Source organism: Pseudomonas sp. BJa5 (assembly GCF_030272875.2).
GTDB lineage: Bacteria > Pseudomonadota > Gammaproteobacteria > Pseudomonadales > Pseudomonadaceae > Aquipseudomonas.
This window is the reverse complement of the sequence record NZ_JALRNG020000037.1, coordinates 25,146-43,278: the sequence shown is the minus strand read 5'-3', so window position 1 is coordinate 43,278 and position 18,133 is coordinate 25,146. Positions and strand designations below refer to the sequence as shown.

The window sequence follows — 18,133 nt, the reverse complement described above, 5'->3', positions numbered from 1 at the left end:
TCAATTCGAAATGCAAGGTATTGATAAATAACAATAAAAGCTTCTGGCACGGCACTTGCTCCTGCCTCCCCAGAGAACTCAGGCACCAGCGGAGGTGCACTATGATCCCGATAAAAGGCTCCGTCCTTAGTTCATTGTTGCTCACCGCCGCCCTGGGCTGGCAGGTGGACAGTGAGGCTGCCATCAGCTGCAATCGCACGCTGGTCGCCAACGTCGTCGCCCTCGATCAACCGCTGATGTTCAACCGCCTGGGTGCGCAGAACGCCAACGGCATGATGTTCGCCCTGGCCCGCGATGTGGTAGACGAGCATCAGGTGTCCCTGGCCCATGGCGGGGCGGCGGTGCCGGGCAAGGTCAGCCTGCGCCCGGACAAGCGCCCGCGGCCGATCGTGCTGCGGGTTGCCGCCGGTGACTGCCTGACCGTCAACCTGCAGAACCTGCTGGCCTACCAGGCCAACCCGAACAAGCACGGCATCGATCACGAAGAAGAAAACGAAGGCGAGGAGAACGAAGCCGAGGAGAACGAAGGTGCTGAAGCGATCGAGCCGGAAGACGGAGAAAATTTCGTCGCCGACGAACAGGTCACCGACCGTCACGTGGGCTTCCAGGTCAACGGCATGCAGGCGGTCAACAGCATCGGTGACATCGCCGCCAACACCGGCCGCAACGGCAACTTCCTGATCGCCCCCGGTTCCACCCGTTCCTATACCTTGTACGCCGAACGCGAAGGCGCCTTCGCCGCCACCAGCAAGGGCGCGACTTTCGGCGGTGAAGGCACCGCCGGCAACGTCTCCAACGGCCTGTTCGGGCAGGTCGTGGTGCTGCCGAAGAACGCCCGCACCTACCGCAATACCCTGACCGAAGAAGAAATGCGCCTGGCCACCACCGGCCGCGCCCCCACCGGCCAGCCCATTGTCGATTACGAGGCCCGCTATCCGCAGCGCGAGCCCTGGATCCGTGAAGGCAAGGCCGGCTCGCCCATCGTCGCGATGATCGATGGCAACGAAATCATCTCCAGCGAAAGCGATGCCGTGGTCATGGGCCCCAACACCGATGGCAGCTTCCCGCCGTCGACCTATCCGCTGGAAAGTGTCGGCAAGCGCAACCCGGCGATCCCCAACCGGCTCGAGCCGTTCCGTGACTTCGCCGCGCAGTTCACCGACGAAGCGGCCGCCACCCAGGCGTTCCCCGGTTACTGGGCAGACCCGGTGATGGGGCATGTGCTGGAGCCAACCCGTGACACCTTCATGATCAACTACGGCTCCGGTGGCATGGGCGCGGAAGTGGTGGCCAACCGTCTGGGCGTAGGGCCGATGCATGACTGCCTGTCGTGCGCCTATGAAGAGTTCTTCCTGAGCGCGCACACCGTCGGCGATGTGGCCATGCTGGTGGACGTGCCGGCCAACGTTGGCCTTGAGAACATCCGCCCGGGGCAGACCCCGAACGCCGACCAGGTCGGGGTCAAGGCCACCATGGCGCTGTATCCGTCGGAACCGTCCAACGTCAACCACAGCTATATCGGTGACTTCGTCAAGTTCCGCAACACCCACAACGGTCACGAGCAGCACATCTTCCACCTGCACGGGCACCAGTGGCTGTTCAACCCCAACGACGACAACTCCGACTATGTCGACGCCCAGGGCATTGGCGCAGGCGCCGGCTACACCTATGAAATCGCCAACGGCGGTTCGGGCAACCGCAACCGGGTAGCGGGCGATGCCATCTATCACTGCCACTTCTATCCGCACTTCGCCCAGGGCATGTGGAGCATGTGGCGGGTACACGACGTGTTCGAAGAGGGTACTCGCCTGGAAGTGTCGAACCAGAGCCAGGACGGTTTCCACAGCACGCCGTATGCCCTGCGCAGCGGCAAGCCGGCCGCCGGTGCCCGTGCCTTGCCGGACGGTGAGATCGTTGCCGGTACGCCGATTCCGGCCGTGGTGCCATTGCCAGGCAAGGCCATGGCGCCGATGCCGGGCAAGGTCGCGGTGATTCCGAAACTGGCGCCGACCCTAGTCGCCGAGAACGATGACGATGAAGAGGACGAAGCAGAAGCCGATGACGACAGCGGCCAGCATGAAGCCGCACCACGGGCTATCGGCTCGCTGGTGCTGGTCGATCGCAACGACACCAATGCCGACGGCACCTTGAAAAACCCTGGCTATCCCTTCTGGATCGGCGGCATGGAAAGCACGGTTGGCCAGCGTCCACCAACCCCACCGCTGGACATGCTCGACCCGGACAAGGCCAAGGCGCTGAAAAACAGCGGCAACGCCCTGTGGGCCAACCTCGACCCGAACCAGGTCGGTGGCTGGGACGGCGGCCTGCCACGCCATGCCCTCGATGGCATGGCCGCCGGTGGCGAAGCCGATGTCACCACCACCGCGCTGGACTTCTCCAAGCAGATCACCAAGGCCAAGGCGGTGTTCCTGCCGGAAGAGGGCACCGACGTCGAGCAGGCAGCCATGAGCTTTCACGCCAAGCTCGAACACCCCAGTTACGCCCTGGTGCCGGGTGCCCAGCCGGTGCCGCGCAGCTTCCGCACCAACGGTGCGCTGCCTACCGCCGGTGCGCCGTACTACGAACCCTGCATGGATGACCGCGCCAAGCGCCTGACCCAGGCCAGCCCCCTCGGTGAATACGCCAGTGGCGAGCGTATGGACGGCATGACCTTCACCGGTTCCTCGCAGTACACCGCCGACCGCCCACGCATCTACAAAGGCGCCAACATCCAGTTCGACGCGGTGTACAACAAGGTCGGCTACCACTTCCCGCAGGCACGCATCATCGCCCTCTGGGAAGACGCCTGGCAGGTGATCAACAAGCAGCGCCCACCGGAGCCGCTGGTGATGCGCATCAACACCTTCGACTGCGTGATGTACCAGCACACCAACCTGATCCCGTCCTTCTATGAGATGGACGACTACCAGGTGCGTACCCCGACCGACGTGATCGGCCAGCACATCCACCTGCCCAAGTGGGACCTGACCGCCGCCGACGGCTCGGCCAACGGCTGGAACTACGAGGACGGCATCCTCTCGCCCGGTACCGTGGTCGAGCGTATCCATGCCATCCGCGAGTTCAACCAGTGCCAGACCGGCGACCCGCGCGAAGGCACGGCCGAGTGTCCGGTGGCCAAGGCGCACCCGTTCTTCGGCAAATACGGACGTGCCGACTGGATGGGCGCCCGCACGGCGATGCAACGCTGGTTCGCCGACCCTGTGGTCAACGTGTTCAACGTCGACCGTGGCCTGGGCACCATCTTTACCCATGACCATCTCGGCCCATCGACTCACCAGCAACTGGGCCTGTACGCCACCGTGCTGGCGGAACCGGCGAACTCCACCTGGTACCACGCCGAGACCGGCGAACAGCTGTACAACCCGGCGCTGCGCGAAGACGGCGGGCCGACCTCGTGGCAGGCAGTGGTCAAGACCGGCGACCATGACGGTGACGGTCGCAACGACAGCTACCGCGAGTTCTTCCTGGAATACAGCGACTTCCAGCATGCCTACGAGGCCGGTGTGTACGTCGGTGCAGGCCCTGACGGCGTCCCTAACGCCCAGGCTTACCCGGCTACCGCCGACAGCTTCCGCTACGCCATCAACCCGCCGGTGCGCGGGGCGGCCTCGAACCTGCTCGAAGCCGTGGTCGAGTCCCGTGGCGGCCTGAACCCGGGCTGCCCGTCGCGGCCTTGCCCGCAGGCGATCTCGGTGGATGACCCGGGCATGTTCGTCGTCAACTACCGCAACGAACCGCTGGGCCTGCGCGTCTACGACCCGAACAAGGTCGCACCTGACGGCAAGCGCGGCATGCAGGCCGACGGCTACGGCGGCGATCTGGCCTATGCCATGCAAAGCCGTACCGACCGTGCCATCCAGGCGATGAACATGTCGCCGGCGCTGATCACCTCGGCAACAGGCCCGACCGGCGGCACCACGCTGTTCCCACCGCACATCAACAAGGGCGGTGCCGAGGCGGGCGACCCCTTCACGCCGATGCTGCGTACCTACTCCGGCGACAACGTGCGCTTGCGCATGCACGCCGGTGGTCATGAAGAGGAGCACAACGTGACCCTGCACGGCGTCAAGTGGCTGCAGAACGGCTCGGGCTTCGGCAACAGCTCCAACTCGGGGTGGAAGTCCTCGCAGATGGTGGGCATCTCCGAACAGCTGGGCTTCATGGCACCGGTGTCGATGATCTCCAGTTCCGCAGCGCCCAACGGTGACTACCTGTACTCGCTGGACGCTTCCCACGAGGGCTACTGGAACGGTATCTGGGGGATCATGCGCAACTACACCACCCCACGCACCGACCTGTTCGCGCTGCCGAACAACGCCATGCCGATGGCGGCCCGCAATACCGTGGCGTTCGACGGTATCTGCCCACGCTACACCACCAACCCCAACGGCATCGGTACCCGGCCGACCACCCAGCGCAGCTATGAGATCGTCGCGGCCCTGGCCAACGACATCCTCGGCAACCCGCTGGGCGTGAGCATCAACGACCCGGCCGGCGCCGGCCAGCATGTCGGCGGCCCGCTCAAGGCCAACGGCGGCACCCTGGTCTACAACAGCCGGCGCACCAGCATCCCGCAGGTGACGGTGACCGATCCGGAAGATGGCGAGACCTCCACCATCGGTGGTCACAGTGGGCCGTTGCATGACCCGACCGCCATCCTCTATGTGCGCAAGGCCGACCTGGACCCTGTCTCCGGCAAGCTCAAGCCCGGGGTGCCGATCGAACCGCTGGTGCTGCGTGCAGCGGCTGGCGAGTGCATCAAGGTCACCCTGGAAAACCGCCTGCCGATGGTGATGCCGGACCTGCCCAGCACCGCGGTGATGCATAACGTGGTCAAGCGTGACCGCAATGGCAGCGAAGGCTCCACCGCCTTCAACAACAACCTGATGCGGCCTTCCAGCCACGTCGGCCTGCACACCCAGCTGCTGGCCTACGACATCACCAAGTCGGACGGTGCCAACGTCGGCCTGAACCCGGTGCAGACCGTACCGCCACGGGCCGGCACCAGCGGCGCCTACCCGAGCAAGGTGTACCAGTACTACGCCGGTCACCTGGAGCGTGAAGGCAAGCCGGTGCTGCAACAAGGGCGCTCGGTGGACAACATCAACACCACGGCGATCGAGTTCGGCGGCCTGAACATCACCCCGGCCGATGTCATCAAGCAGGGCCAGAAGGGCCTGATCGGTGGCATGAGCATCCTGCCGCAAACCGCGACCTGGACGGAGGATGCCGCCAGCCGCGCTTCGGCCACGGTGCAGGTACCGGGGCAACCGGCCTACCGCGACTTTGCCACCCTGTGGCAGCGCTCGCTGAACATGCGCTGGGCCGACGGCCGGCCGGTCGAAGGAATGGCCACCGAAGGCAACGGCGTGGCGGGCGATCCACAGGACAACTCGAACATGGCCATCAACTACAAGACCGAGCCGCTGTGGTTCCGCTTCGGCCTGGCTCCGGATGCGCCGTTCGGGCATGCCGACGGTCATGGCTGGGCGGATGTGCCTAACGCCCATATGGCCTACAGCAACGCCCTGGTCGGCGGCGATCCGCAGACCCCGGTGCTCTGGGCCAAGCCTGGCCAGCCGTTCCGCAGCCATATCCTGATGCCTACCGGGGGTAGCCGCGGGGTCAACTACCAGCTCGACGGGCACCTGTGGCCGCTGCACAACTACCAGGCCGAGAAGTCCGACGCCGCAGGCTATCCTTTGAACCTGCCTGGCATCGGCTCGGTGCGCTTCGGCTACAACCCGCAAGCGATGTACATCGGTGCCCAGGAGAGCGTACTGCCAGCCGCGCACTTCAGCTTCATGTCGAACAGTGCCGGCGGCGGCAACGCCATACCAGGTGACTACCTGTTCCGCGACTACGCCGCCTACGGCAATGCCTCGGGACTCTGGGGGATCCTGCGCGTCACCGAGGAAGCTCCACCGTCTACGCCACCAGCGCAGTAATAAAAACAAGGGGTAGAGGTCATGATCACGAAGAACAGACCGTTGTACCTGGGACTGATGACCGGCCTGACGTTGATGGGCCTGGGGATCGCTTACGAAAGCCTGTGGTGCGACCCGCGCGAAGCGCTGGTCGAGAGCGATTCGCAAGCCCTGCACCGGCTGAGCCGCGACGGTGTCACCGTCGAGTTCGAGGCCAAGCCGATGGCCAGTGGCGGGGTGTTGACCGAGGGTGCGTTTGCCAATGTGCGTTTCAAGATCACTGACCAGAACAGCGGCCAGCCACTGTCGGGGGTGACCCCCGGCGCCTGGCTGGACCCGGCCCTCACCGGTGACGCGGCCAAGGACCGCGACAAGAGCTGCAAAGCGCGGGTGGCGATGTTTCTCAAGAGCAGCATCGGCGCGCGCCCCTTGCTCGACCTCAACGGCTACTTCCTGCTGGTGATGAACAAGGACGCCAGCCTGACCGTGATCGATCCGTCGGTGTCGGTGGGCGGCGTCACCAGTACCCTGGCGCGTATCGAGCTGCCGGGCCAACCCATGGACTGGGTGGCCGCCGGCGACGACAAGCAGGTATTCGTGTCGATGCCCGAGCGCGGTGAAGTGGCGTTGGTCGACACCGAGACCTTCCAGCGCGTGGCCAACCTCAGCGCCGGCAAACAGCCGCTGCGCCTGGCGATGCAGCCCGACCAGCGCCTGCTGTGGGTCGGCAACAATGCCAGCGATCCGGCCGAGAGTGGCGTGACGGTGATCGATGTGCCCAGCCGCAAGGCCATGAAGTTCTTCGCCACCGGTGCCGGACATCACGAGATCGCCTTCAGTGCCGACTCGCGCTATGTGTTTGTCAGCAACCGCGACAGCGGCACCCTGAGCGTGATCGATGCCAGCGAGATGCGTCTGGTCAACACCCTGAAAGTCGGCTCGCACCCGCTGTCGGTGGCCTATTCGGCGCTGTCCCAGGCGGTGTATGTGACCGACGGGCGCGACGGCACCATCAGCGTGATCGATGCCCGCAACCACACCCAGCGCCACCTGATTCAGGGCGAGCAGGGCCTGGGGCCGATGCGCTTCAGCAAGGACGGGCGCTTCGGCATCGCCCTCAACACCCTGGAAAACAAGGCGCTGGTGGTCGACGCCAGTACCGACCGGCTGATCCACAGCCTGCCGGTGTCCGCCGAACCCTACCAGCTGACCTTCACCAGCGCCTATGCCTATATTCGCGGGCTGGCCTCGCCCAAGGTCACCATGGTCAACCTGAGCAGCCTGGGGGAGGGCCGCGAACCCATCGTCCAGGGCTTCGAAGCCGGGCCTGCGGCGCCGCGCCAGGCCGGCAACCTGCCGCTGGCCCAGGGCCTGACCGTGGCCCGCGACGAGAACTCGGTGTTCGTGGTCAACCCGGTGGACAACACCACCTACTTCTACGCCGAAGGCATGAATGCGCCGATGTCCGGCTATGCCAACCGCGGCGCCAACGCCCGCGCCGCCCTGGTGGTCGACCGCAGCCTGCGCGAAGTGGCGCCGGGGGTGTATAGCTCGACGGTCAAGCTGCCGGCCTCCGGCACCTTCGATGTGGCCTTCCTGCTCAACCAGCCGCAGATCATTCACTGCTTCAGCACCGACGTGGCCGCTTCGCCCACCGCGCCGCACCGGCAGACGCCGCGGGTCGAGTTCATGCTCGATTCCCAGGTAGTGGTGCAGGGCCGGCCCTTTACCGCGCGCTTTCGCATCGTCGAAGGCAACGGTGCGCCGCGCAACGGCGTCAAGGACCTGAGCGTGCGCTACTTCCTCGCGCCGACCTCGCGTGCGCGCAGCAGTGCCGTGCGGGAAGTGGGTGACGGGATCTACGAGGCGCCGCTGGAGATGGCTGAAAGCGGCGCCTGGTACCTGCATGTGCAGGCCCCATCGCTGGGCAGTGGCTTTGCCGAGAACAATTACACCAGCCTGCGGGTACTGCCCGCTGCGGCTCAACAAGCGTCTGAATCGGGTTCAAGGAGTGTACGATGAGAAAGCTCGATCGCTGCAGACTGTTCAGTCTCTGCCTGCTCGCCGCCAGCTGTGGCCTGGTCCAGGCCCACGGCGGTGTCGATCATAGCGCCCATGGCACGCCTGCCGCCCACCAGGAGAAGACTTCGGTGCGTTTTGCCGATGTCCAGCTGCTGGACCAGAACGGCATGCCGGTGCGCCTGGAAAAGGACCTGGTGGGGGACCGCCTGGTGGTCATGGGCTTTATCTACACCAGCTGCACCACGGTATGCCCGGTGGTGTCGTCGATCATGGCCAAGGTGCAGAAGCAGCTTGGCGGGCGGGTGGGGGAGGAAGTGCAGTTGGTGTCGCTCAGCGTCGACCCGCAGCGCGATGATCCCAAGCGCCTGCTGACCTACGCCAAGACCTTCCAGGCCGGCCCCGGCTGGAGCTGGCTGACCGGTACGCCATATGCCGTGACCGAAACCCTCAAGGGTCTGGGCAGCTTCAGCGCCAACCTCGGCGAGCACCCGCCGCTGATTCTGGTGGGTGACGGTCGTACCGGCAAATGGACGCGCTTCTATGGCTTTACCGACCCGGCGCTGCTGGTCAGCGAAATCGACCGCCTCAGCGCCAAGCGCGTGCATGCCAAGCACACCGCCATTGCCCAGGAGCAGCAGCCATGAGCCTCGCAAACCGCACCCGGCATGGCGCCCGGTGGCTGGCGCTGAGCGCCTGCCTGGGCCTCCTCGCGCCCCAGGCCCTGGCCCATGAAGGCCACCAGCCCGAGGCGCCCAAGCCCACGGCGGTGACCCCGACCGCCGGTACCCACGATGCCCAGACCTATTTCACCGACACCCTGGTGCAGGACCAGAACGGTCGGACCCTGCGCTTCTACAGCGACGTGCTCAAGGACAAGGTGGTGATGCTCAATGTCATCTTCACCCACTGCAACGATGCCTGCCCGCTGATCACCCGCAAACTGCGCGAGGTGCGCGATGCCATGGGCGAGGAGGCGGCCAGCAAGGTCACCTTCATCTCGGTGAGCAGCGACCCGGTGAACGACACCCCGCAGGTGCTCAAGGAATTCGCCCAGAAGCAAGGGGTGGACGGCCCCAACTGGCTGTTCCTGACCGGTGACAAGGCCAATATCGACCTGGTGCTGGCGCGCCTGGGGCACTTGATCCCGAGCCCCGAGCAACATTCCACGCAACTGATCGCCGGCGACGTCGGCAACAAGCGCTGGAGCAAGATCCGTCCTGACGCACCGCCGCTGGCGATCGCCCAGCGCCTGCAATTGCTGTCGCAACCGTTGGCCGGGCGTTGAGGCTGATGAACCGCCTGGCGCGCATCGGGACCCTGGCGATGTTGCTGGTTGCCACCAGTCTCGCCCAGGCCCTGGACCTGAGCCCTGCGGAACAGGCCGGCAAGCGCCTGTACCGTGAAGGCCTGTCGAGCAGCGATGCACAGGTCTCGGCACGGGTAGGGGCGGCCGACATGCTGGTGCCCGCCAGCGTGGTGCCCTGCGCCAGCTGCCACGGTGCCGACGGCCTTGGCCGCGCCGAAGGCGGCGTGCGCCCACCGAACCTCAGCTGGCAGCGCCTGGCGCTCGGGCAGGGACAGCGCCAGGCCAATGGCCGGTCCTATCCGGCCTATAGCGATGCCAGCCTGGCCCGGGCCATCCAGCAGGGCCGCGACCCGGCCGGCAACCCGCTGGACCCGGCCATGCCACGCTTCGTGCTGAGCATGGCCGACCAGCGCAACCTCACCGCCTACCTCAAGCGCCTGGCCGATGACCGCGATCCCGGGGTGCAAGACCAGGTCCTGCGCCTGGGCACCTTGCTGCCCACCCAGGGGCCGCTCGCCGCGTCGGCCCGGGTGGTGGCGGCAGTGCTCGACGACCGTATCGAGGCGCTCAACCAGCAGGGCGGCATCCACGGTCGCCAGTTGCAGTTGATCACTCTCGATCCCGGCCCGGACCAGGCCAGCGCCGAGCAGGCCCTGACCCGGTTGCTCGAGCAGGAGCAGGTGTTCGCCCTGATCGCGCCCCTGGCACCGGCCCTGGAGCCGACCCTGGCGGCACGCCTGGAGCAGGCGCGGGTGCCGTTGATCGGCGCGACACCGGCGCTGACCACCAGCCTGCAGATCTTCGACCCGTTGCCGGGCCTGCGTGAGCAACTGTTGAGCCTGGCCGACTATGCCCAGGCCAATCTGGTGTTGCAGCGCGCCGACACCCGGATTGTCTATGCCGATGCGTCCCAGGAGGAATTGGCCCGGCGTCTGGAGCAGGAACTGCAACATCGCGGTTGGAACGGCATCCAGGCCCGGCCGCTGGATGAACAGGCGAGCAACGCCCAGGCGATCTTTTTCCTCGGCCAGGCCGATGACTTCAAACGCCTGACCGAATTGCTCCAGCGCGCCGAGCGCACGCCTTACCTGCTGGCCGCTTCCAGCCAGGTGGCCGGGCAGTTGCCGCAGTTGCCCGACGCCTGGTCACGGCGCGTGTTCCTGGCCTATCCCTTCGTGCCCGGCGACTGGACGCCGGCCGGTCGCCAGGCGCTCGACGGCCTGCGCCAGCGCCAGGGCCTGGATGGCCGCCAGGGGGCGCTGCAGGTCAGCACCTGGTGCGCCATGCAACTGCTGGGCGACGCGCTCAAGCGCATCGGCCGCGACGCCAGCCGGGAGAAGCTGGTGCTGGCCCTGGAAAGCCTGCATGACGTGCAGACCGGCCTGACCCCACCTTTGGGGTTCGGCCCCGGTCGACGCCAGGGCCTGGCCGGCGCCCATGTGATTACCGTGGAAATGCCCGGGCCGGTGTTTCGCCCAGTGGCTGCCTATCGACCCGTTACCGAGGTGAATACGCCATGAAGCTGCTCTGCCTGTTGTTATGCATACTGGCCCTGCCGCTGCAGGCCCAGGAGGGACCGGCTGCGGCCCGGGTCAATGGCGTGGAAATCAGCCAGCTGCGTCTGGAGCGCTATTTTGTCGAGTACCTGGAAGACCAGGGGCGGGCCCTGACCAGCATTCGCAACCCCAGCGTCTACAAGCGCCTGCGCGACCAGGCCTTGAGCGACCTGATCGACAAGGAATTGCTCTGGCAGGAAGCCCAGCGCCAGGGCATCAAGGTCGATGACAGTGAGATCACCGCGCAGATCGATCAGTTGCGCCAGGCCATGGGCGGTGCGCAAACGTTTGAGCGGCGTCTGGCCGATGCCGGTTTCGATGGCCAGAGCTTTGCCGAGTACATGCGCCATGAACTGGCGGCACAACAGGTGTTCATGCAGGCCTCGCAGGTTCCCGAGCCCGATCCCGAGCAAGTACGGGCCTTTTTCAAAGCCAATGAGAATTCTTTTCAACCACCCCAGAACGAAAGTGCCACTGGCCCTGTCGTAGAGGAGCAGGGATTGGTACTGGCAAAACGCATTCTCATCGATCAGCAACAGGCGCAGGCGCGCCGGGCCATGCTGCAGCGTCTTCGAGACGCCGGGCAGGTGCAGCGACTTGACTGACGACTCATATGGGCCCCCAATGTTGGGGACATCAGTAGGGGCAAAGTGCCAGCCTGTCCCCGGCATTGGGGGAGAGGCGTCGGGCTATTTGCGTCTACGCTTAAAGAATCAACGACATAGCACAGTGATTAACGCCGTCTCATGTCTGGCACGAAGCATGCGTAAGCCTGTACAAGGTCGCACTTCGCCAGACCGGGAATCCGGGCCTGTGATGCTTCAAGGAGTCGACCTTGGTTAACACAGTATTGGTAGTCGATGACGAACAGACCCTTGCGGGCAATATCCAGGCTTACCTGGTTGCGCAAGGCCTGAACGTTCATGTTGCCTACGACGGGGAAAGTGCCATCGGCCTGGCCGCGAGCCTCCAACCCGACGTCATAGTGCTCGATTATCGCTTGCCCGACATGGAAGGGTTTCAGGTACTGGAGACGGTGCGTCAAAGCAGGAACTGTCATTTCGTGTTGATCACTGCCCACCCGACCGCCGAGGTCCGTGAGCGTGCCAACCAGCTAGGTGTCAGTCATATCCTGTTCAAGCCTTTTCCCTTGGCGGAACTGGCCCGCGCAGTCTGCGACCTGATCGGTTTCAAGCGAGAAGAGAAGCGCGAAGGCAATGAGGACACAGGGTTCGTCGAACGACGCCAAGGCAGGAATGAAAGTTTCCCGCTGCAGTTGTTCGATGGTAGTTGGGTCCTGGCTGATCGCCGCCGTAATGGCGTGAAGCCGCCAGGGCCGGACGACGACCAACTGCTCACCGGGGAGTAACGCGCGAGCAGACCAGGTTTTGGCTTGCCGCGCTCCGAGCTGGAGAGCAAGCCATGGAATCATTGTCGCTCGCTGTAGTCCCCGCCAGGTCCAGTGCCCCCGCACCCCTTGGCCGCGAGCTGCTGGCCCAGGCCAGGGTAACCGCCGAACAAAGCGGCGAACGTCTGCTCGATACCCTGCAACAACTGAGCGGCCTGAACACCGCCGATTTTGTCAGCTCCCTTGGCCAGACCCTGCATTACCCGGTGCTCGACAGCCCGTCGCTGTTCGCCGCCGCGCCGCTGTTCGACCGGGTCAGCCTGGCCCAGTGCCTGAAGCGCGAATTCATTTTCCTCGAGCATGACGGCCAGGCCCTGGGCGTGTTCGCCGACCCCTTCGACAGCGCTCGCCTGGCCTGGATCGACGAATGCCTGCAGGGCGCACCGCTGTACCTGGTGGCGGCCGCCGACCTCAGCGGTTATCTCGCCCGCCACGAAGAAAGCTTCCACGCCGTGGACTCGCTGGACACCGAAAGCGACGCCGTCAGCGAGCTCGACACGGTGCAGAGCCTGTCGCTGGCCAGCATCAGCGAAGACCAGAGCCGGGTGGTCAAGCTGGTCAACTCGACCCTCTACGATGCGCTGAAAATGCATGCCAGCGACATCCACCTGGGCGTCACCGGCAACGGCCTGGTGATCAAGTACCGTATCGACGGCGTGCTCAACGGCATCAGCAAAGTCAGCGGCAGCGAGTTCGCCGACCAGGTGATCTCGCGGATCAAGGTCATGGCCGAGCTGGACATCGGCGAAAAGCGCGTGCCCCAGGACGGCCGCTTCAAGATCGGCATCAGCGGCCGGCAGATCGACTTCCGGGTATCGATCATGCCCAGCATCTTCGGTGAGGATGCCGTGCTGCGGGTGCTCGACAAACAGGACCTGGCCGACCGCGTCAGCGGCGTGCAGCTGCAGGCCCTGGGCTTCGAGGACCAGACCCTGCGCAGCCTGCGCCGCCTGGCCAACGAGCCGTACGGCATGATCCTGGTCACCGGCCCCACCGGCAGCGGCAAGACCACCACCCTCTACGCCATGATCAGCGAGATCAACCATGGCGTGGACAAGATCATCACCATCGAAGACCCGGTGGAGTACCAGTTGCCGGGCGTGCTGCAAATTCCGGTCAACGAGAAGAAGGGCCTGACCTTCGCCCGCGGCCTGCGTTCGATCCTGCGCCACGACCCGGACAAGATCATGGTCGGCGAGATCCGCGACCCGGACACCGCACAGATCGCCGTGCAGTCGGCGCTCACCGGCCACCTGGTGTTCACCACCATCCACGCCAACAACGTCTTCGATGTGATCGGCCGCTTCAGCCAGATGCAGGTCGATCCCTACAGCTTCGTTTCCGCCCTCAATGCCGTGCTGGCCCAGCGCCTGATCCGCCTGGTCTGCCCGCACTGCGCCAGCCGCCATCAGCCCAGCGACGAGGAACTGAGCCTCTCGGGCCTGGAAGCCGGGCAGGTCGGCCATTACCACTTCGTACACGGCAGCGGCTGCGGCCAGTGCCGCGGCAGCGGTTATCGCGGGCGTACCGCGATCGCCGAGCTGCTGCACCTGGACGACGAACTGCGGCAGATGATCGTCGAACGCAAGCCGCTGTCGCAGATCCGCGCCCTGGCCTGTCAACGTGGCTTGCGCCTGCTGCGCAGCTCCGCACTGGAACTGGTGCGTGATGGCCGGACCACCCTGGAGGAGATCAATCGTGTCACATTTGTCGCCTGATCGATTCGTCGCCGTGCTCGGTGCCCAGGGGGTTGGACTGTCCCGCCTGCAGGGCCAGGAGCAAACCTGGCTGGGCAGCCTGGGCTTTATCGCCGAACGCAGCCAGGCCGCCAGCCAGGCCCTGGATACCTTGCACAGCCTGCTGGCCGAGCAGCGTTGCAAAGGCGCGCACCTGCAGGTGCTGCTGTCGGCGCAGTACTGCCGCTTCTGCCTGGTGCCCTGGAGCGCCGCCATCAACCGGCCGGACGAGCTGTACCAGTACGCCCGGGCCTGTTTCGAGAGCCATTACGGCCAGAGCCTGGACGGCTGGCGCCTGGTGGTCTCGCCGGAGGCCGCCGGCAGCGCGCGCATCGCCACGGCCGTGCCGGAAGCGTTGCTGCAACGGCTCAACGACCACTGTCGCGACCTGGGCCTGCGCCTGCGTTCGGTGCGCCCGTACCTGATGGCCGCCTACAACCGTTTTGCCGAGCAACTGGGGCAGGGCGACTTCCTGTTCGTGATTGCCGAGCCACAACGCAGCGTTTGCCTGCTGGCCCACAACGGCACCTGGCAACAGGTCAGCGCCCAGGGCGGTGGCGACAGTGACGCCGCCCTGCAGGCCCTGATTGCCCGCCAGTGCGAACTCAACGCCGGTGAACGGCAACTGCCGGTGTTCCTGCATGCACCGGGTCGCCAGGAGCAGCCACCGTCCCTCGAGGGGGTGCAGCTGTGCGAACTCAACGGCCAGGGCGGCGACGTGCTGTGCAGCATGTCCCGGGCGGTGGCCTGAAATGCGCCGCCTGGAACTGGATTTCCAGCCACGGCGCACGGCGCTGGCGGCCTGGGTGGTGCTGGGCGTCGGCGCCAGCCTGGTGCTGGCGGCCGTGGTCCTGCAGCAGAACGTCAGCCAGCGGCAGGCCGGGCTCGAGCAGCAACTGCATCAGGTCGAACAGCAACTGGGCAAGCGCCCGCAGCAGGGCAGTGCACTGACCCCGGCTCAGAGCCGCGAACAGAGCGAGAAGCTGGCGCAGATGCGCAGCGTCTCGCAACAACTGCAGCGGCCCTGGGAGCGTCTGTTCAACATGCTCGAAGCCATGCCCCAGGACGACGTGGCGCTGCTGACCCTGACCCCCGACGCCCGCAAGGGCCAGGTGCGGATCAGCGCCGAAGCCCGCGACCTGGAAGCCATGCTGGCGTTCCACAAGCGTCTGGAAGCCAGCGACGAGTTGCGCGATGTGTCACTGCTCAACCACGAAATCATGGTCAAGCAGCCCGAGCATCCGGTGCAGTTCAACCTGTCCGCCACCTGGGAGACCGGCAATGCACATCCCTAGCCTGATCCTCCACGAGCGTGCACGCCAGATTGGCGTGGTCGGCCTTGCCGGTGGCGCCCTGGTCCTGCTGGCGCTGCTCTACGGTGCCCTGGCGGTGTTGCCACAGTGGCAGCAACTGCAAGCGCTGCAGGCCCAGCGCGAGCAAGCCGACGAGCAACTGCAGCAGTTCAAGCGCGGCGCCTTGAAACTGCCACAGGTGCCCCAGCGCGAACTGGAAGACTTCCACAAGCAGCTGCCGGCCCAGCCCCAGGCTACCGTGGCCATCGACCGGATCTACAGCCTGGCCAAATCCGAACGCATCAGCCTGTCCCGTGGCGAGTACGCCCTGGGCGTCGATCCGAAGACCCAACTGGCGCGCTACCAGATCCTCCTGCCGGTGCGCGGCAGCTACCCGCAGATCCGCCGCTTCGTGCACGCCTTGCTCGGCCAACTGCCGGCGCTGGTGCTTGAAGACGTCGACCTGCAACGCAAGAAGATCGGTGACAGCGAGCTGACCGGTCGCCTGCGTATGACCCTTTATCTGTCGAGGTCATGATGAACACTCAACGCCGCCTGGCCTGGCTGGCCTTCCTCGGATCCGCGGCCGTACTGGCCTGGGTACCGGGCTACTTCTTCACGGACGATGGCGAGGGCAGCGATGCGCAAGCGACCGTCTCGAACACGGCGGCGCAGGCCGCGGACGCCGCTGCCAGCAAGGGTGCAGCGACCGCGGCGCTGCAACCACGGGATCTGTTCCCGAGCAAGAACTGGAAGCCGGCCGCCCAACTGGCGACGGTCACCGAACAACCTGTGGCGGTTGCGCCGGTGGCCGTGGCCCCGGCGGCGCCCGCTTTGCCCTTTCAATTCGTCGGCCGTCTGGATGACCGCGACGACCAGCAGATCTTCCTGCAAAGCGGCGAAAAACTGTACGTCGTGCGGCGTGGCGACGTGATCGATGACACCTACCGGATCGAGCACATCTCCGCCACGGAGCTGAGCCTGGTCTACCTGCCGTTGCACCTGTCCCAGACCTTGTCTGTAGGGAGCGCACCATGATTTCGTCCAGGCACTGCAACAAAGCACCGTATCTGATGCTGGCACTGTGCGTCGCCCTGGCCGGCTGCGGCACTTCCGCCGCACGCAAGGACGGCCAGGCGCTGATCAACGAAGGGCAGTACGAGGCCGGGGTTGCCCGGCTGGAAGAGGCACTGAAGGAGAACCCGCGCGACACCGAGCTGAACATCGCCCTGGCCCAGGGACGCAAGCAGTCCATTGAAGAACTGCTGACCCAGGCCGACAGCGACCGCAGCCGCCACGACTTTGCCGGGGCGCGCATGGGCTACGGCCGGGTCCTGACCCTGGAGCCGAACAACCGCCGCGCCCAGGAAGCCGTGCGCCAGATCGAGCAAATGCGCAACCTCGGTGAACGCGTCGCCCTGGGCCAGGCGGCCCTGCGTGCCGGCGACCTGTTCGGCGCCGAGCGGCACATGCGCGAAGTGCTGCAGCTGGACCCGCAGAACGAGGCCGGCCTGGCCCTGCGCAAGGACATCGAACTGGTGCAGAGCCGCACCGCCCAGCCCAACCCGCAACTGCGCAGCAAGCTGGAACGGCCGGTGACCCTGGAGTTCCGTGACGCCAACCTCAAGACCATCTTCGAGGTGCTGTCCCAGGTGGCCGGGCTCAACTTCATCTTCGACAAGGACCTGCGTCCGGACATGAAGGCCACCATTTTCGTGCGCGATGTGCGCATCGAGAACGCCATCGCCTTGCTGCTGGAGCAGAACCAGTTGCACCAGAAGGTGGTGAACGACAACACCCTGCTGATCTACCCCGACTCGCCGCAGAAGACCAAGGATTACCAGGAACTGGTGATGCGCACCTTCTACCTGACCAGCATCGACTCCAACACCGCGATGAACATGGTCAAGACCATGCTCAAGACCCGCGACGTGTTCGTCGATGAGCGCCTCAACACCCTGACCATGCGTGACACCCCCGATGCAGTGCGCATGGCCGAGAAGCTGTTGCAGTCCCAGGATCAGTCCAACCCGGAAGTGGTGCTGGAAGTCGAAGTGATGGAAGTGGCCCGCTCGCGGATCCTCGAACTCGGCCTGCAATGGCCCAACACCTTCGGGATCCTCAACAGCGACGGCAACCCGGTGAGCACCATCGACCAGCTGCGCGGCATCAACTCCGAGCAAATCACCTTCTCGCCATCGCCCCAGGCCAAGATCAACGCCCAGGACAATGACATCAACACCCTGGCAAGCCCGGTGATCCGGGTCAGCAACCGCGAGCAGGCGCGCATCCACATCGGCCAGCGGGTGCCGATCGTCAGCGCCACCTCGGTGCCCTCGACCCAGGGCCCGGTGATCACCGAAAGCATCACTTACCTGGATGTCGGTCTGAAACTCGAAGTGACCCCGGTGGTGCACCTGAACAACGAAGTAGCGATCAAGGTGGCCCTGGAGGTCAGCAACGCCAAACCGCTGGAACCGACCCGCCAGGGCACCATCCCGGTCCAGGTCGACACCCGCAACGCCCAGACCAGCCTGCGCCTGCATGACGGCGAAACCCAGGTCCTGGCCGGCCTGATGCGCAACGACCAGGGCGCCAGCGGCAACAAGATTCCGGGGCTTGGCGACATCCCGGGCCTTGGCCGGCTGTTCGGCAGCAACCGCAACGACAACAGCCAGTCGGAGCTGGTGCTGTCGATCACCCCGCGGATCATCCGCAACCTGCCGTACCAGAGCCCGTCGGACATGGAGTTCCCGACCGGCACCGAAACCAGCATGCAGATCCGCAACATCAGCCCCACTCCAAACCTGGAGGGCGATGAAAGCCAACCGGTAGCAGCGGTACCGACCGCGGTGAGGCCCTGAA

13 protein-coding genes are annotated in these 18,133 nt (G+C 65.4%); all 13 read left to right on the top strand.

What is annotated here, in order from left to right:
- The first annotated feature begins 101 nt into the window (after positions 1-101).
- The 13 genes from mnxG (at position 102) to M2D63_RS19955 (ending at position 18,132) form a co-directional block, all read left to right on the top strand.
- Positions 102-5,969, top strand: coding sequence for a manganese-oxidizing multicopper oxidase MnxG (gene mnxG / locus M2D63_RS20015; protein WP_285864733.1), 5,868 nt, complete (start codon positions 102-104; stop codon positions 5,967-5,969).
- 21 nt (positions 5,970-5,990) lie between these two features.
- Positions 5,991-7,970, top strand: coding sequence for a cytochrome D1 domain-containing protein (locus M2D63_RS20010; RefSeq protein WP_285864732.1), 1,980 nt, complete (start codon positions 5,991-5,993; stop codon positions 7,968-7,970).
- On the top strand, positions 7,967-8,614 hold the full coding sequence (locus M2D63_RS20005) for an SCO family protein (RefSeq protein ID WP_285864731.1): 648 nt from the start codon (positions 7,967-7,969) through the stop codon (positions 8,612-8,614). Before M2D63_RS20010 ends, M2D63_RS20005 begins: the two co-directional genes overlap by 4 nt.
- Complete coding sequence (locus M2D63_RS20000; protein WP_285864730.1) at positions 8,611-9,255, top strand: SCO family protein; 645 nt, start codon at positions 8,611-8,613, stop codon at positions 9,253-9,255. Before M2D63_RS20005 ends, M2D63_RS20000 begins: the two co-directional genes overlap by 4 nt.
- Before the next feature lie 5 nt (positions 9,256-9,260).
- Positions 9,261-10,796: an ABC transporter substrate-binding protein gene (locus M2D63_RS19995; protein ID WP_285864728.1), complete on the top strand. Its 1,536-nt coding sequence runs from the start codon at positions 9,261-9,263 to the stop codon at positions 10,794-10,796.
- Entirely contained in the window at positions 10,793-11,437 is a 645-nt protein-coding gene (locus tag M2D63_RS19990; RefSeq protein WP_285864727.1) for a SurA N-terminal domain-containing protein, read from the top strand. The genes M2D63_RS19995 and M2D63_RS19990 overlap by 4 nt, the downstream gene beginning before the upstream one ends.
- Positions 11,438-11,667: 230 nt before the next feature.
- Positions 11,668-12,201, top strand: a complete 534-nt coding sequence (locus M2D63_RS19985; RefSeq protein WP_285864726.1) for a response regulator — start codon at positions 11,668-11,670, stop codon at positions 12,199-12,201.
- Positions 12,202-12,254: 53 nt separating this feature from the next.
- A complete protein-coding gene (locus M2D63_RS19980) occupies positions 12,255-13,958 on the top strand; it encodes a GspE/PulE family protein (protein WP_285864725.1) in 1,704 nt (567 codons plus the stop codon).
- Entirely contained in the window at positions 13,939-14,727 is a 789-nt protein-coding gene (locus M2D63_RS19975) for a hypothetical protein (protein WP_285864724.1), read from the top strand. The genes M2D63_RS19980 and M2D63_RS19975 overlap by 20 nt, the downstream gene beginning before the upstream one ends.
- Before the next feature lies 1 nt (position 14,728).
- The gene (locus tag M2D63_RS19970) at positions 14,729-15,271 is read left to right on the top strand and encodes a PilN domain-containing protein (RefSeq protein WP_285864723.1); all 543 of its coding nucleotides are present in this window, start codon (positions 14,729-14,731) and stop codon (positions 15,269-15,271) included.
- On the top strand, positions 15,258-15,806 hold the full coding sequence (pilO, locus tag M2D63_RS19965) for a type 4a pilus biogenesis protein PilO (RefSeq protein WP_285864722.1): 549 nt from the start codon (positions 15,258-15,260) through the stop codon (positions 15,804-15,806). The genes M2D63_RS19970 and pilO overlap by 14 nt, the downstream gene beginning before the upstream one ends.
- Positions 15,806-16,306 (top strand): hypothetical protein, encoded by a 501-nt coding sequence (locus M2D63_RS19960; RefSeq protein ID WP_285864721.1) that lies wholly within the window; start codon positions 15,806-15,808, stop codon positions 16,304-16,306. The genes pilO and M2D63_RS19960 overlap by 1 nt, the downstream gene beginning before the upstream one ends.
- A complete protein-coding gene (locus tag M2D63_RS19955; protein ID WP_285864720.1) occupies positions 16,303-18,132 on the top strand; it encodes a secretin N-terminal domain-containing protein in 1,830 nt (609 codons plus the stop codon). Before M2D63_RS19960 ends, M2D63_RS19955 begins: the two co-directional genes overlap by 4 nt.
- Position 18,133: the final 1 nt, after the last annotated feature.